This window comes from Stratiformator vulcanicus (assembly GCF_007744515.1).
GTDB classification, from domain to species: Bacteria; Planctomycetota; Planctomycetia; order Planctomycetales; family Planctomycetaceae; genus Stratiformator; species Stratiformator vulcanicus.
Window position 1 is genome coordinate 260,719 of sequence record NZ_CP036268.1, and the last position, 14,600, is coordinate 275,318.

The following is a 14,600-nucleotide window of genomic DNA, read 5'->3' on the forward strand; positions in this document are numbered from 1 at the left end:
ATCCGATCAATTTTCGGATCGATCCGTTGTGCCGTTCTCCTGAATCTCCGTTTTATCCTCAGGAGCCGATTGTCGAGGATTTGGGCAAACCGACTGTAACCCGTCGATGTGTTCGTTGAGGTCGGGCCGGATGGGAGCAAACATCGGGTCGAGAATAAAATCAATCCCCTCTCGACGCGCCATTTTCGCTGCCGGCACGAAATCGCTGTCACCCGCGATGAGGATGATCTGGTCGACCTGTTGTTTCAGCGAAAGTGAAGCGATATCCAAACCGATTCGCATGTCGACGCCCTTTTGACGCACGTCGAAGCAGAAGTCATCGTCCGTGAGCTCTTCGAACTTTCGCTCTTTCTTCAGGAGGCTTTTGAGAGCACCTTTGCGGAGAATCCAGCTTCCATGCTTCTCGTCGATGAACCCTCGGCGCAGAGCGACCTTCCGCAGCTTGAGGAGTTCGCGATGAAGATCAGTCCGAAATCGAAACACGTCGGTCTTGGAAAAATCGAGCGACCGACCCGATATCGGATGATGCACTTTTTTCGCTAGTGGCGGACAGTCGTAGAAGAAAATTCGATAGAGCCGGCCCGGTTTGCGTTGCTGGCGTCGCAGGTGGCCAGTCGCGTGCTCTCGAACAAAATGAGCTGCCTCCTGGGCAGTCACCCCGCCATAAACCTTTCGAACTCGACGTAAGAAAAACTCGCCGTCGATCAGCAAAGCCGTTTTCATAAAAAGAATGCCCTTGGGATCGGCGAATCCTTGATCTTGGAGACTCGCGTACGGCCAAGGGCGTTATGTCTGACTAAATCATCGGTTTCAAGACTCAGAGTGTCAAGCACGATCGCTTGCTCGCCGGAAAACGAGAGAGGTTGTTTGCGAGGTTTGCGAATTGGCAACGCCTTAGCCGATGAACAAGCTTGGCAAGACCCTAAAAGTTGTGACGCGGTGCATGTAGAACATCGTAGAACATCCTTGAGAAGTATCTGATCTCGCGGATCGGACGTCATTGCAAGACCGAGACAATCCGAATGAGCTTCGGTTCAATCAAGATCGTCTTTGTCCGGAAGTCGACGCCGTCGCACGAACCAATAGATCAACGAACTTCATGCGTCATCTTGCCGCATGAAATACCCTTTGATTCCCGGTCGGTCGACGTGAGAATTCTTGACGTGCTGTCAGTCGCCCCGCGCCCTCCGCAAAGCGGTCCCGGTTCGGTCGGCGTTCAGTTGGAAGCACGCAACACCAAAGCTAACCTGTGCGCGGGAAGTCTGCTCCGCTTGCACTCGGGATATAGACGGCTGTCATGGTGAAGATTTCCAAGGGATTGAACCTGCCGCTGCTCGGCGCACCCGATCAGTCGCGGATCGAACAGAAGACCTGCAAGACGGCCGCGATCGTCGGTGGCGACTACGTCGGTATGAAGCCGACAATGGCCGTCGCTGAAGGCGATGCCGTTAAGCGTGGCCAGCTCCTGTTCGATGATAAGAAGACCGAGGGGGTTCGATATACCTCGCCCGCCTGCGGTAAGGTCATCGCCGTCAATCGGGGGGCGAAGCGGGCCTTTCAGTCGGTCATCATCGAGATCGACGGCGAAGAGCAGGTTAAGTATCAGTCATACGCCGATTCGGATCTGACCACGCTCGGCCGTGAGACGGTCCGCGATGCCCTGCTCGAATGCGGGCTCTGGCCGGCCCTTCGCAGTCGACCCTTCAGCAAAGTGGCCGATCCGGCGGTCGTGCCGCATTCGATCTTCGTGACGGCGATCGACACCAATCCGCTCGCAGCCGATCCCGTTCCGCTGATTAAAGAGCGACCGGACGAATTTCGCTACGGCTTGCAGGTCCTGCGTCATCTGACCGACGGCCCGGTCTACCTCTGCAACCGGCCCGGCTCTGAACTGCCGGGGCGTGATTTTGATTTCGTCCGCGTCGGCGAGTTCGATGGGCCGCACCCGGCGGGGTTGGTTGGCACGCACATTCACTTTCTCGATCCGGTCAGCGAAAAGAAAAAGGTCTGGTACCTGAACTACTCGGACGTGCTCGATATCGGGCGATTCTTCGCCACCGGTGAATTGCCGGCCGAGCGAATCGTCGCCTTCGGGGGGCCGGTGGTGAAAGAGCCTCGGCTGCTGAGGGTGCCCGTCGGAGCTAATTTGGCGGAGATCACCGAAGGGGAATTGAGCAGCAGCGACGACGTTCGGCTGCTCTCCGGTTCGGTCTTCAACGGTCGGAAGTATCGCGAAGAGGACGGCTTCCTCGGTCGATATCACGTGCAGGTTTCGGCGCTCGAAGAGGGGCATCACAGAGAGTTCCTCGGCTGGCAGGGTCCGGGGTTCGAACAGTTCTCGATCCGCCGGATATTCGCATCCTCTGCCGTGCCCGAAAAGAAATACGCCATGACGACCTCAACCCACGGCAGCCCGCGGGCGATGGTGCCGATCGGGATGTACGAAGACGTCATGCCGCTCGATATTGAGGCCACTTTCTTTCTGCGGGCACTGATCACCGGCGATACGGAGCAGGCCCAATTGCTCGGTGCGTTGGAGTTGGACGAAGAAGACGTCGCGCTTTGCACGTTCGTCGATCCCGGCAAAACGGAGTACGGCCCGCTACTTCGTGACCAATTGACGCAGATCGAGCGCGAAGGCTGATCTTCCGCCCGCCCAAGCCAATAATTTCTGCCCTTAGACTCACCAGCCTCAGGCGATTCCGAGAGACGAATCACTGATGAAACCATTGCGAAAGGCTCTCGACTCTGTCGAACCCCTGTTCAAAAAGGGGGGCAAGCTCGAGATGTTGTATCCCCTGTACGAAGCCGGGGACACATTCCTGTATACCCCGGGCGAAGTGACCTCGACCGGCAGCCACGTCCGCGACGGCATTGACCTGAAACGGATGATGTCGTTGGTGATCGTGGCGCTGATGCCTGCGATCCTGTTCGGCCTGTGGAACACCGGCTATCAAGCCAATATTGCCCTGCAGCACGACGCCCCGGCGTTTCAGGCAGCCGCGCCCGAAGGGACGACCATCACGTATGAGGAGACCGAAGGCGGGCTCTACAACGTGTCGTCGGTTACCGGGTCCGATTGGCACTACTGGATTATCGAACTGCTCGGCATCGGTTACTCGCCAGATAACCCGCTGGCCTGCATTATTCAGGGGGCCGTCTGGTTCCTTCCGATCTATATCATCACGCTGATTGCCGGGGGCACGTGCGAGGCGATCTTCGCCGTACTTCGCGGGCACGAAATCAACGAAGGCTTTCTCGTCACGAGCATGCTCTATCCGCTGACGCTGCCGGCGACGATTCCGCTCTGGCAGGTCGCGTTAGGCATCATATTTGGGGTGGTGATCGGCAAGGAAATCTTCGGGGGAACCGGAAAGAACTTCCTCAACATTGCCCTGACGAGCCGAGCGTTCCTGTATTTCGCTTATCCGGGCGAAGTCATCGGCGACAAGGTTTGGAACGCCGCCAGCCAAATCGTCCGACAGCCGGATGGGACCTTCGCCACGGTCGATGGCTGGTCTTCCGCCACGATGCTGACCTGGCTCGGGGCGAACGGCGGGTCGACCCTCACCGATTATCAGAATTGGTACTCCGGCATGGGAGCCGGGTCGTTTGACTGGTTCTCATCCTTTATTGGCACGATCCCCGGCTGCATCGGTTCGACCAGTGCCCTCGCCTGTCTGATCGGGGCGGCGATTTTGATCGGTGTCGGAATCGGTTCCTGGCGAATCATGCTCGGCTGCGTGATCGGTCTCGTCGCGACGACGTTGCCGCTCTGGCTGATCGGCAGCGAGACGAACGCGATGTTCCAAATACCGCCGTGGTATCACTTGGTGATCGGTGGCTTCGCCTTCGGTGCGGTTTATATGGCGACCGATCCGGTCTCGGCCTCGATGACCAATACCGGTCGCTGGTGGTACGGTATTTTGATCGGGTTCATGACGGCTCTGATCCGTGTGATCAATCCGGCCTATCCCGAGGGGATTATGCTGGCCATTCTGTTCGGTAACGTCTTCGCCCCGCTCATCGACTACTTCGTCGTGCAGGCCAACATTCAGAGGAGGCTGGCCCGTGTCGCGTAACTCCGTCGGTAATGTGTTCCGGGTATCCGCACTGCTGTGCTTGGTTTGCTCGCTTGTCGTTTCGACCGCCGCGGTCGGCCTCAAGAGCTTCCAAGAGGCAAACAAGCTGCGCGAAAAACAGAAGAACGTTCTGTTGGCAGCCGGGTTGGTCGAGTCGGATGTCGCCAATGAGACGATCACCGAGGTCTACAAGGCGCGTGTCCGGCCCGAGATCATTGATCTCGAAACCGGTAAGCCGGTTGAAGAGGGCGAAACCGTCGAAAGCGATGGCGAAGAAATCACCGTCCCCGCTGAGTACGACCAGCGGGCCGCGGAGCGCAGCGAAGATCTGACGGTCGCCGTCGACGAATCTGCCCGACGCGAGTTCGGATATCCGATCCCGCGCGAAGTGCGTTTTGCCGAAATCTATCTGATCAAGGCCGAAGGGGAAGACGAGTCGATCGAGCAGATCGTGCTTCCGATCCGCGGAAAAGGCCTGTGGTCGACGATGTACGGCTTTCTGGCACTGAAGTTCGATCCCTCGAAGTCGGACCCCTCGGAGCGGTATGTGATCAACGGAATCACCTACTACGAGCAGGGCGAGACGCCGGGCCTGGGTGGCGAAGTCGAAAACGAGAAATGGAAAAAGCAATGGGACGGCAAAGTCGCTTACAATAGCGATTGGGACCCGCAGATTTCCGTCGATAAAGGTGGCTCAGGCGAGTCGCATATCGATGCCCTCGCGGGGGCCACGATTACATCCAACGGCGTGCAGTCGATGGTCAATTTCTGGCTGAGCAAATACGGATTTCGCAATTACCTTGAGTCGCTCGATCCTGATCAGAAGTCGCAGACCGCGAGTCTGCCCGTTGAGCGGAACTAATCTGTTGAGCGGAACTAATCTGTTGAGCGGAACTGAGACGCTATTCCACTTTGCGTGTCGGAAGACTCCGACGCGGATTGAACCCGAACCGGCAAAGAGACAATGGCTGAACCGAAACCGATGTCGGTGCTGTTCGACCCGGTCTTCAATAACAACCCGATCGGCCTGCAGATCCTCGGCATCTGTAGTGCGCTCGCGGTGACGACCAAGCTCGAGACATCTCTCGTGATGTCGATCGCCGTGATCGCCGTGACGGGCTGCTCCGGAGCTGCGGTCGCATTTATTCGCGACTACATCCCCGGCAGCATCCGGATCATCGTGCAGATGACCATCATCGCCAGCTTGGTGATCGTGGTCGATCAGATCCTCCGGGCGTTTCTGCCCGACATCGCCAAGCAGTTGTCGGTGTTCGTCGGATTGATCATCACGAATTGCATCGTGATGGGCCGCGCCGAAGGCTTCGCGATGAAGAACGGGCCTTTCATCAGCTTCCTCGACGGCGTCGGGAACGGCTTCGGCTACGGGGTCGTGCTGATGATTGTCGGCTTCTTCCGCGAGTTATTCGGCAGCGGTTCGCTGTTCGGCATCACCTTGATGGAAAAGACGACCGACGGCGGCTGGTACACGCCCAACGGGTTGATGCTCCTGCCGCCGAGTGCGTTCTTTATCATCGGAATCTTCATCTGGGTCGTGCGGTACTTTAAGCCCGATCAAATTGAAGCAGAAAATTAAGAGCTGTCGGCTGTCAGCGTCCGGCTGTCAGCGTCCGAAAATATTTGCGGAAACCTTACAGCCAAGTGCGTCATTATGATTGAACACTATCTCTCGCTGTTTATGAAAGCGGTGTTCGTCGAGAACCTCGCGCTGGCGTTCTTCCTTGGGATGTGCACCTTTCTGGCCGTCTCGAAGAACGTGAAGACGGCGATCGGGCTTGGCATCGCTGTGATCGTGATCCAGACGATCACCGTGCCGGCGAACAACCTGATTTTTCAGGGCCTGCTCAAGCCCGGGGCGTTGGCTTGGATGGACTCAGCTCCGATCGATACGGAGGCGGAGCCAAACCAACTGGACGCGGCGAACATCGGTGGTTCGGCCGCCGGCAATGACGCGGCTGGCGGGTTGACCGAGTCGGCGGTTCCGACCGTTGTCGAATCAGAGTCGGCGGAGAAAGAGTTCAAATACGGGGACCTCGACCTCACGTTCTTGGGCTTGATCAGTTACATCGGCGTGATCGCGGCGATGGTGCAGATTCTGGAGATGACGCTCGATCGCTTCTTCCCACCGCTCTACAACGCGCTGGGTATTTTTCTCCCGTTGATTACGGTGAACTGCGCGATCCTAGGGGGGACGCTCTTCATGGTCGAACGCGACTATGATTTTGCAGACAGCGTCGTGTTCGGCTTCGGCTCTGGCGTGGGCTGGGCCCTCGCGATTGTCGCGCTGGCCGGTATTCGCGAGAAATTGAAATATAGTGATGTCCCGCCGCCACTGCGCGGTTTGGGGATCACGTTCATCACGGTCGGCTTGATGGCTTTGGCCTTCATGTCGTTCTCCGGAATTCAGCTCTGAGGCGTCGGCAATCAGCACCGTCTGACTATAATGAAGGCGGTTCGAAAGTTTTGATCACGGCTCACAGGAAATCATTCGACGCGGCGAACATCGCCCGGATTAAATCATGACCGGATTCTTCGTCATTCTGCTCGGCGTGCTATTCTTCACCGGGATCGTATTGGCCCTCGTGGTCGTGATCCTGACGGCTCGCAGTCAGCTCGTCTCAACGGGCAACGTCTCGATCGATGTCAACGAGCAGAAAACTCTCTCGGTGCCGGCCGGTGGGAAACTGCTCGGAGCCCTCGCCGACAACGGAATCTTCGTCTCCTCGGCCTGCGGCGGCGGGGGCACCTGTGCCCAGTGCAAAGTGAAAGTCTTTGAAGGCGGCGGCGATATTTTGCCGACCGAGAAAGGGCATATTAATAAGGGCGACGCGAAGGAAGGCTGCCGGTTGTCGTGCCAGGTCGCCGTTAAGCAAGATATGAAGATCGAAGTCCCCGAAGAGGTCTTCGAAACGAAGAAGTGGGACTGTACCGTCCGCAGCAATCACAACGTCGCGACGTTTATTAAAGAACTCACGCTTGAGTTGCCCGAAGGAGAAGACGTCGACTTCAAGGCGGGCGGATTCATTCAGATTGAAGTGCCGCCGCACGAACTCGACTATAAGACGTTCGACGTCGAAGAACACTTCCGCGAAGACTGGGACAAGTTCGATCTGTGGCGGTACCATTCGAAGGTCGACGAGACCGTCTTCCGGGCGTACTCGATGGCGAATTACCCGGGCGAAAAGGGCATTATCATGCTCAACGTCCGAATCGCTTCGCCCCCGCCGCGAGCGCCGGAAGGCACGCCGCCGGGTAAGGTCAGCTCTTACATCTTCGATCTTAAGCCGGGCGATAAGTGCACGATTTCCGGCCCTTACGGTGAGTTCTTCATTAAGGACACCGAGGCCGAGATGGTCTACATCGGCGGTGGTGCCGGAATGGCCCCGCTTCGCTCGCACATCTTTGAATTGCTCAAGGGGCAGGCGGAATCGGGTCGGAAGATCACTTACTGGTACGGCGGTCGCAGCACCCGAGAATTATTCTATATTGATGAGTTCAAAAAGCTCGAAGAAGAGTTCCCGAACTTTAAGCTGAACATCGCGCTCTCTGATCCGCTGCCGGAAGACAACTGGACGGGCTACAAGGGCTTCATCCACAAGGTGCTGCTCGATGAATACCTCGCCAATCACTCGGCGCCGGAAGATATCGAGTATTACATCTGCGGGCCGCCGATGATGCTTCAGGCCGTCCTTAAGATGCTCGATGACCTTGGCGTTGAGCCAGAAAATATCGCCTTCGACGACTTCGGCGGCTAAGCCGTTCGGGGCCGAGGCTGCGAGCGTGCCGTTTGCTGGCGTTGCGTGTTTCAGCAAGCGATCGAATCGACGATCTTGGTGTCCGGTTGATCGGCCAGGTCGATGATTTCGCCGGTCCATTTGATGTCCGCCGGGTCCGATGCTTCGTCCGTGGCTAATTCGAGGACGGGGCGGACATAGTTGGATTCATTGGTGCTCACCACGCGACCGATTCGGCCATCACTGAGCAGAACGACCGAGCCGACCGGGAAGGCCGAGAGGACTTCGAGCAATAATCGGGACGAGTCGGCTTCGAATTTCCCGACGGCAGTGTCCTGCAGGACAAGTCGAATCGCTTGAAAAGCGTTATAGGCCGGGCGATGAGGCCGGTCGGAAACAAGGGCCACGAACGCTTCGGCGACCATCGCGATGCGGGCCAGCCGATTGATCTGCTCGCCTTGTTTGTTGCGAGGGTAACCGCTGCCATCCCAGCGTTCTCGGATTTGGTACGCGACGTTCCGGGCGTCGGCGGGGATGTCGCGGACCTGTTCGAGCAGATCGAAGGTCTTGCCGGGGATCTTCGTGATTTCGAGGAACTCGATCGAAGTTAACTTTCGCGGGTGCTTTTGAACCTGATGCCGCAGGGATGATTCGCCCAGCGTGGCGAGCAAGCAGCCGAGCCCGAGGTTCATCAGTTTCTCACGGCTCAGTCCGGCGACGGTCCCCATCGAGATTGCTAATTGCGACGTGCGATTGCCGTGATGGTGGTTTCCAATCCCCGACTTCTGGCCGCCGAGTCCTTCGATCGCTTTGCGGACGAACAGGTCAAAATCGGCGGCGAGCTGGTCGAGCGTCTGCCCGGTGACCTCGACAGCGGTGCGGCCCGCGAGTTTGCCGTTTCGATTTGTATCGGCAAAGAGTTGCTCGACCCGCGATTCAGCGGCCCGCATGTTGTCACCGAATTCGGTTTCCAACTCTGGAGATGTGCGACCTTTCGACCGCTGCACCGCATGCGCGAAGGCATCGGCGTCAAATTTTCGTCCGCCGAAGTTCTTGGGCTGAGGTTTCTCGACCGGTCTGCGAGCCGGCGTTTTTCGGGGGCTGTTGACGAGGTCGTTCGCGTGGCGGGCATCGACGCTGACGCTGTCGATGCCGCGCGCACTGAGTTTGCTCAGCGCGGCCTTGGTCATCAGGGCGCCGCGCTTGAGCAGCAGCGTCTCGCCGTTGCCGCGCGGGTCGTAAATGTGGACGGGGAGCTTCACTCCGGTCCGCAGTCGCGACAGGGGGAGTGTGACTCGATTTTCGGGGGGGCTCGCGAGGGGCATTGGGCAACGATTATTCGAGACGCTGAGCGCGTGGGGATGGCAGCCGACACTGACAACGTGAGTCGAAATTGTGTCTCGACACGGCACAACACTCGCTTCTTCCGGGAATCGCGGTCAAGCCGGGTCCGGTCGCGCGGCCTGCTCCGCTTGTAACGAAACGATCGCGTTCGGCCACGGTGGTGTTTCGGGACTTTGCAAAGCGGCCGCCAGTTCCTGAGAACGATGTCGCCCTCCTCCTACGGATGACACGGACTACGCCGTGCCCTTACGATCCGAATTCCCCGTAAGAGATGTTGCCCTTCCGCCCGCCCGCGATTGGCCGGGACGGACGACCGGTGCCGAAATCGATGAGTGATCTCCATGAGTGATGCCGCGAACGAAGACCGACCGGACGAAGGGGCGCCGACAGCAGACATCGGCAGTAGCGGGCAGGCCGCGAGTCCGCCGGAATCGCCGACCGAATCACAGAAGAAGGCTCACTCGGGCAATCGGCTCACGCTCTACATTCTGATCGGGATTATCGCCGCCGTCACGGCCGCGTTCGTCGCCCCGGAGGCGGCGAGTATGACCGCCGTGGGTGGCGAGATTTTCCTGTCGCTGCTGAAAATGATTGTGGTCCCGCTCGTGGTCACCAGCGTGATGAGCGGCATCCTCGGGCTGGGCGACGTCCGCAAACTCGGTCGGCCGGGCCTGTACGCGATCACGTACTACCTCTCCACGACGGTGCTCGCGGTGATCGTGGGACTGATCTGCGTCAACATCATCTACCCCGGCGGGAACATCTCCGAAGAGCAGAAGGCCAAGGCCGAACAGGAGGCCGACAAGAAAGACCTGACGGCCGAGGCGCGATTGCGGCAGCAGGAGCGTCAGCGCCTCGAAGAAGAAATCACGAAATATAACGCCGCCCTTGATGAATTGGGCGAAGACGGGCCGGCGGATGAAATCGCCCAAATGGAAGCCGAACTGGCGGCCAGTCAAAACCGCTTGCGGGAGATCAAAAAGCAGGACGGACTCGGAGCGATCTTCGCAAATCTGCTCACGATGCTCTTCACCGAAAATCTGTTCGAGTCCGCGGTCAAGATGGATTTGTTGCCGCTGATCGGCTTCAGTCTGATCTTCGCCGCAATGCTGACGACCCTCGGCGAGCGGGTCGATTCGCTGACTCAGCTCATCGACCAGACGAATCACGCGCTGCTCGCGTTCGTAATGCTGCTGATGAATGTGGCGCCGCTGGGCATCTTCTGCCTGGTCGCATCGCGATTCGGTGAGGCCCAGCTCGAAGGACGGCTCGGCGATGAGTTGCAGCAGATCGGTGGGTTCATGGCGACCGTTCTGATCGGCTTGGGCATTCACGCCTTTGTCACGCTGCCGGCGATCTACTGGATCTGCACGCGGAAGAATCCGTACGTGTTCATGTACCAGATGTCCCAGGCGCTCCTGACGGCGTTCTCAACCGCGAGTAGTTCGGCGACATTGCCGGTCACAATGGAGACCGCCACCCAAAAGGCGGGCGTGTCGGCGAAGTCGGTCGAATTCGTCGTGCCGATCGGGGCGACCATTAACATGGACGGCACCGCGCTGTACGAAGCCGCGGCGGCGATTTTCATTGCCCAAGCTGTGGCGGCCGGTGATCCGACCTTCGTGCTCACGCTGCAAAGTCAGATCATTGTGGCGGTCACGGCAACGCTTGCGGCGATCGGAGCGGCGGGGATTCCGGAGGCCGGGCTGTTTACGATGGTGATCGTGCTCAACGCCGTCGGGCTGCCGGTCGAATATATCGGGCTGATCCTCTCGGTCGACTGGCTGCTCGATCGCTTCCGCACGGCGGTGAACGTGTTCGGCGACAGTATCGGGGCGGCGGTCGTTGAGAAGTCGATCCCGGATGATGCGGTGCGTCCCGGTGCCGGGTGATCGCAACGAATCCTGCCCCTGGCCGACAAGGCCCACACACAACAAGCCGCGCACGAAGTAAGCGGATCAAACGACAACGTGACCTCGATCCGCTTACTTCGTGCGCGGCTTGTCGCGGGGATGTTATCCGCGAATCATTTAGGTTTTTTGACCTCCAAATTTCCGCGGCGGTATAATTTCCTGACCCGATGTGAGCCGTGGTCGTCTGCGGTGCGTTTCCTGAGTGAATATTCGGCCCGAGATTCAGCAGAGATCGAACAGTGCGAATTCCGATTTCAACGTTCATCGGTTTGATGCTGACGGCAAGCCTTTGGCAATCGTCCGCCATCGGTCAGGAGGCCGCTCCGGATGCCGAACTTGATACCGACTCCGGACAGGCGGCGTCGGTCACACCGGCACAGGTCGTCATTCTGCCCGGGGCGATTGACGCCACCGCGGCCGGACGGGTCCGCAACGTCGCGCTGCGGCTGCAGCAGGATGCCGCCGGACGGGACGATAAGGCGATCCTGGTGCTGGAGATTCACTCGGGATCGAGCCGATTCGGTGCGGTCTATGACCTCGCCGCGTTCTTGACCTCCGCGGAGATCGCCGACGTCCGCACGATCGCCTGGATCCCCGAAGAGGTCAACGGCAACAACGCGGCCCTCGCGCTGGCCTGCAATGAAATCGTGATGCATCCCGATGCCTCGCTGGGCGATCTCGGTCGCGGCGGCGTGATGCCACAAGCTGATTTGCAATTCGTGATGAATCTTGTGGACGGCCGGCACAATCCGCGGGTCAACCGCGCTTTAGTCGCGGGGATGGGCGACCCGGCCGAGACCGTGCTCAAGATCAAGCTCGGCAAAGGCGACTCGGTCGAGTCGCGGGTTGTGACACTCGAAGAACTTAAACGGCTGCAGGAAGATACCGATGCGATCGTCTCCGACGTCGAGACGCTCAAAGACGCCGGGGCGATCGGCCGCTTCACCGGTCGGCGAGCCCGGGCGCTCGATATTCTGATCACTCAGACGGCGTCGGACCGGACGCAGGTGGCGGAGCTGTACGGCCTGCCCTCCAGCGCATTGCGTCCCGACCCGACTGCCGGGGGGAAGCCAAAGGTCGCCTACATCAAGATCGCCGGGGTGATTGAGCCGATTCTCGCCGAGTTTATCGGCCGGCAAATCGATCGATCGGTCGCCCGTGGCGTTAATCTGATTATCTTCGAGATTGACTCCCCGGGCGGCTATTTGCAGCAGAGTAAGGACATCGCCTATCGCATTGCCGACCTTGAAGACGAAGGTGTGCGGACCGTCGCGTATGTGCCTGATGAGGCTTTAAGCGGGGCGGCAATCATTTCGCTCGGATGTGACGAAATCTATCTGCATCCCGGCGCGACGATCGGCGATGCCGGGCCGATCGAAGTCGGTGAGAATCAGCAGTTCGAGCGTGCTCCCGAGAAGGTCCTCAGCTTCCTGAGAAAGATCCTCGCGGAACTGGCCGAAATGAAGGGGCGGCCCGAAGCCGTCGCGATGGCGATGGCGGATAAAGACCTGCTCGTCTATCGCGTTGAGAATGCCGAAACTGGCCGCGAGTGGTACATGACCGAGGCGCAAATTCACAATGCTGCTGGGGAATGGATTAAGCAGGAAGTCGTGGAGTCGTCCCGCGAGGACAACCTTCTGACGGTCGGTGCCGAAGAGGCACACACGTTGAAGATCGCCGAGCCTCCCGTCGCCGATCAGGATGAATTGCGGCTGCGGCTCGGTCTGCCGCCCGACATGCCGTTGCGGGCGTTGGAGCGGACTTGGCTCGATACGCTCGTCTTTATTCTGAATACCGACTTCGCCATGGCGGTGTTGGTCGGGCTTGGAATCATTCTCATTTATCTGGAGCTCCACTTTCTAACGGGGCTGCTGGGCATTCTGTCGGCACTGTGTTTCTCGCTGTTCTTCTGGGCGCGGTTCCTTGGAGGGACGGCTGATTGGTTGGAGGTCGTGCTGTTCGGCCTCGGCATCGCGTGTCTGGCGATGGAATTTTTCGTGATCCCCGGGTTCGGTGTGTTCGGGGTGTCGGGGGGACTGCTCATTCTCGGATCGCTGGTCATGGCGACGCAGACATTCGGCAACATCGAACCGGGCTCCGACTTCAATCAAATGGCAAACAACGTCGGCTGGCTCGGGGCGGCGCTCGCCACGACGATTCTCATAGGAATGGTCACGAGTCGGTTCCTGCCGCACATCCCGCTGTTCCGCGCTATGATTCTGGCTCCGCCCGGTGCCGAACTAGCCGACGTCAACGAGCCGCGACTCGACCCGAGCCTCACGGTCGGCCCCGATAGTCTGATGTCGCTGATCGGTCGCACCGGCAAAGCCGCCACGACGCTGCGGCCAAGCGGAAAGGCCCTGATCGAAGGCGACTACGTCGACGTGGTCAGCGACGGCGGCTACATCGACGCGGATGCCGAAGTCGAGGTCGTCGGCGTGGAAGGGAATCGCGTGATTGTGCGCGAGGCGTGATGGGAGGTGGGAGAGCGAGAGAGTCGGGGGCGTGTAATGAATACCTACACATTTGACCTGATTGTCGATGGATTCGACGTGATGTCCGACAACTTTGCGGATCGTTTGTATGAATCGAGCGACTTTGATCTGACGCCTGGAATCAGGAACAGTCGACCGGAAATCGGATGTACGGTCGAGGCGACTTCGTTCGGACAAGCGGTGCAAATCGCGATCACAGCGGTGAAGCAAGCCGAACCTTCCGCAAAAATCGTCAGCTTGCAGATCGATGGCGAAGACCTGTCGCCCCTGATCGGTGCCGGGTAAGTCCGAAACGGGTGGCCCGCCGGGTCGCGCAGCGACAAGATGCCGTTCGAAAACCTTCCGAGTAAGGGGAACGGCTGATTTTGTTTGGAATCGGCTCGAGCAGCATCTTGTGCCTGTCGGCACCCGGCCGATTCATTGCCGGGCCGCCAATTCCCCCGACTCCCCCGCTCTCCAGCGTCTGTTCTCCCCGTTGCGTTGCATCTTACGTCGTGGTTGCTACAGTACCGCCTTGACGCGAAGACAATTGGGAAAAGTTGTGGCCGGGGTTCGGCCGAATTCAGAGGGTTTGCATGTCGATCACCAGAGAAAAGAAACAAGAAGTGATCGGAGAGTACCGGCAGAGCGAGTCCGACACGGGCTCGTCTGAGGTGCAGGTCGCTGTGCTTTCGCACCGAATTAAGGCGCTGACGGAACATTTGCGGACCCATCAGAAGGACCATTCGAGCCGACGTGGTTTGCTCCAATTGGTCAGCCGCCGGCGTCGCTTGCTCAATTATCTTCACCGGACCGCGCCGGAAACGTACCGGTCGCTGATCGACAGCCTTTCGCTCCGTCGCTAGTGGCTTTGAGCCTGGCATTGGGGCGAGCGTCGATTTTTTGTTGTGTTCGCGATGCGCTCGGCGCATCGCGATCGTGTCGGTTGTCATTGTCCCCCGCCGCCTTTTGATTGTGACCCCGGAAGAATGTGTTGCCCGGGGGTGAGGCGGCGTTTGTCGGCGAAGAAAGTAA

12 protein-coding genes are annotated in these 14,600 nt (G+C 58.9%); 10 read left to right on the top strand and 2 right to left on the bottom strand.

Annotated features, from left to right (window positions below; genetic code table 11):
- Positions 1-6 precede the first annotated feature (6 nt).
- Entirely contained in the window at positions 7-723 is a 717-nt protein-coding gene (locus tag Pan189_RS01015; protein WP_145362117.1) for an NYN domain-containing protein, read from the bottom strand.
- A 574-nt stretch (positions 724-1,297) separates the two neighbouring features.
- Here Pan189_RS01015 and Pan189_RS01020 point away from each other — a divergent pair.
- The 6 genes from Pan189_RS01020 (at position 1,298) to nqrF (ending at position 7,855) form a co-directional block, all read left to right on the top strand.
- On the top strand, positions 1,298-2,644 hold the full coding sequence (locus Pan189_RS01020; protein WP_145362118.1) for a Na(+)-translocating NADH-quinone reductase subunit A: 1,347 nt from the start codon (positions 1,298-1,300) through the stop codon (positions 2,642-2,644).
- Positions 2,645-2,720: 76 nt separating this feature from the next.
- The gene (locus Pan189_RS01025) at positions 2,721-4,082 is read left to right on the top strand and encodes an NADH:ubiquinone reductase (Na(+)-transporting) subunit B (RefSeq protein ID WP_145362119.1); all 1,362 of its coding nucleotides are present in this window, start codon (positions 2,721-2,723) and stop codon (positions 4,080-4,082) included.
- Positions 4,072-4,944, top strand: coding sequence for a Na(+)-translocating NADH-quinone reductase subunit C (locus Pan189_RS01030; protein WP_145362120.1), 873 nt, complete (start codon positions 4,072-4,074; stop codon positions 4,942-4,944). The genes Pan189_RS01025 and Pan189_RS01030 overlap by 11 nt, the downstream gene beginning before the upstream one ends.
- A gap of 102 nt (positions 4,945-5,046) precedes the next feature.
- On the top strand, positions 5,047-5,676 hold the full coding sequence (locus Pan189_RS01035; protein ID WP_145362121.1) for an NADH:ubiquinone reductase (Na(+)-transporting) subunit D: 630 nt from the start codon (positions 5,047-5,049) through the stop codon (positions 5,674-5,676).
- Between the two features lie 75 nt (positions 5,677-5,751).
- Positions 5,752-6,513: an NADH:ubiquinone reductase (Na(+)-transporting) subunit E gene (locus Pan189_RS01040; protein ID WP_145362122.1), complete on the top strand. Its 762-nt coding sequence runs from the start codon at positions 5,752-5,754 to the stop codon at positions 6,511-6,513.
- A gap of 106 nt (positions 6,514-6,619) precedes the next feature.
- Positions 6,620-7,855: an NADH:ubiquinone reductase (Na(+)-transporting) subunit F gene (nqrF, locus tag Pan189_RS01045; RefSeq protein WP_145362123.1), complete on the top strand. Its 1,236-nt coding sequence runs from the start codon at positions 6,620-6,622 to the stop codon at positions 7,853-7,855.
- 50 nt (positions 7,856-7,905) lie between these two features.
- Here the strand turns inward: nqrF and Pan189_RS01050 are convergent, their stop codons facing one another.
- Positions 7,906-9,159 carry an HD-GYP domain-containing protein gene (locus Pan189_RS01050; RefSeq protein ID WP_145362124.1) on the bottom strand — a complete coding sequence of 418 codons (1,254 nt, stop codon included), beginning with the start codon at positions 9,157-9,159 and terminating at the stop codon, positions 7,906-7,908.
- A 360-nt stretch (positions 9,160-9,519) separates the two neighbouring features.
- On the opposite strand from Pan189_RS01050, the gene Pan189_RS01055 reads away from it, so the two are divergent.
- The 4 genes from Pan189_RS01055 to rpsO all read left to right on the top strand — a co-directional run bounded on the left by Pan189_RS01055 (position 9,520) and on the right by rpsO (position 14,431).
- Positions 9,520-11,070 carry a dicarboxylate/amino acid:cation symporter gene (locus tag Pan189_RS01055; RefSeq protein ID WP_145362125.1) on the top strand — a complete coding sequence of 517 codons (1,551 nt, stop codon included), beginning with the start codon at positions 9,520-9,522 and terminating at the stop codon, positions 11,068-11,070.
- Positions 11,071-11,330: 260 nt separating this feature from the next.
- On the top strand, positions 11,331-13,565 hold the full coding sequence (locus Pan189_RS01060; protein ID WP_145362126.1) for an NfeD family protein: 2,235 nt from the start codon (positions 11,331-11,333) through the stop codon (positions 13,563-13,565).
- 36 nt (positions 13,566-13,601) lie between these two features.
- Entirely contained in the window at positions 13,602-13,871 is a 270-nt protein-coding gene (locus tag Pan189_RS01065; protein ID WP_145362127.1) for a hypothetical protein, read from the top strand.
- Between the two features lie 290 nt (positions 13,872-14,161).
- On the top strand, positions 14,162-14,431 hold the full coding sequence (gene rpsO, locus Pan189_RS01070; protein WP_145362128.1) for a 30S ribosomal protein S15: 270 nt from the start codon (positions 14,162-14,164) through the stop codon (positions 14,429-14,431).
- Positions 14,432-14,600 lie beyond the last annotated feature (169 nt).

What these genes read in the sequence shown, in the direction of transcription:
- Pan189_RS01015 (WP_145362117.1), bottom strand. Translation starts at nt 723, where the DNA reads ATGAAAACGGCTTTGCTGATCGACGGCGAGTTTTTCTTACGTCGAGTT.
- Pan189_RS01020 (WP_145362118.1), top strand. Translation starts at nt 1,298, where the DNA reads ATGGTGAAGATTTCCAAGGGATTGAACCTGCCGCTGCTCGGCGCACCC.
- Pan189_RS01025 (WP_145362119.1), top strand. Translation starts at nt 2,721, where the DNA reads ATGAAACCATTGCGAAAGGCTCTCGACTCTGTCGAACCCCTGTTCAAA.
- Pan189_RS01035 (WP_145362121.1), top strand. Translation starts at nt 5,047, where the DNA reads ATGGCTGAACCGAAACCGATGTCGGTGCTGTTCGACCCGGTCTTCAAT.
- Pan189_RS01040 (WP_145362122.1), top strand. Translation starts at nt 5,752, where the DNA reads ATGATTGAACACTATCTCTCGCTGTTTATGAAAGCGGTGTTCGTCGAG.
- nqrF (WP_145362123.1), top strand. Translation starts at nt 6,620, where the DNA reads ATGACCGGATTCTTCGTCATTCTGCTCGGCGTGCTATTCTTCACCGGG.
- Pan189_RS01050 (WP_145362124.1), bottom strand. Translation starts at nt 9,159, where the DNA reads ATGCCCCTCGCGAGCCCCCCCGAAAATCGAGTCACACTCCCCCTGTCG.
- Pan189_RS01055 (WP_145362125.1), top strand. Translation starts at nt 9,520, where the DNA reads ATGAGTGATGCCGCGAACGAAGACCGACCGGACGAAGGGGCGCCGACA.
- Pan189_RS01065 (WP_145362127.1), top strand. Translation starts at nt 13,602, where the DNA reads ATGAATACCTACACATTTGACCTGATTGTCGATGGATTCGACGTGATG.
- rpsO (WP_145362128.1), top strand. Translation starts at nt 14,162, where the DNA reads ATGTCGATCACCAGAGAAAAGAAACAAGAAGTGATCGGAGAGTACCGG.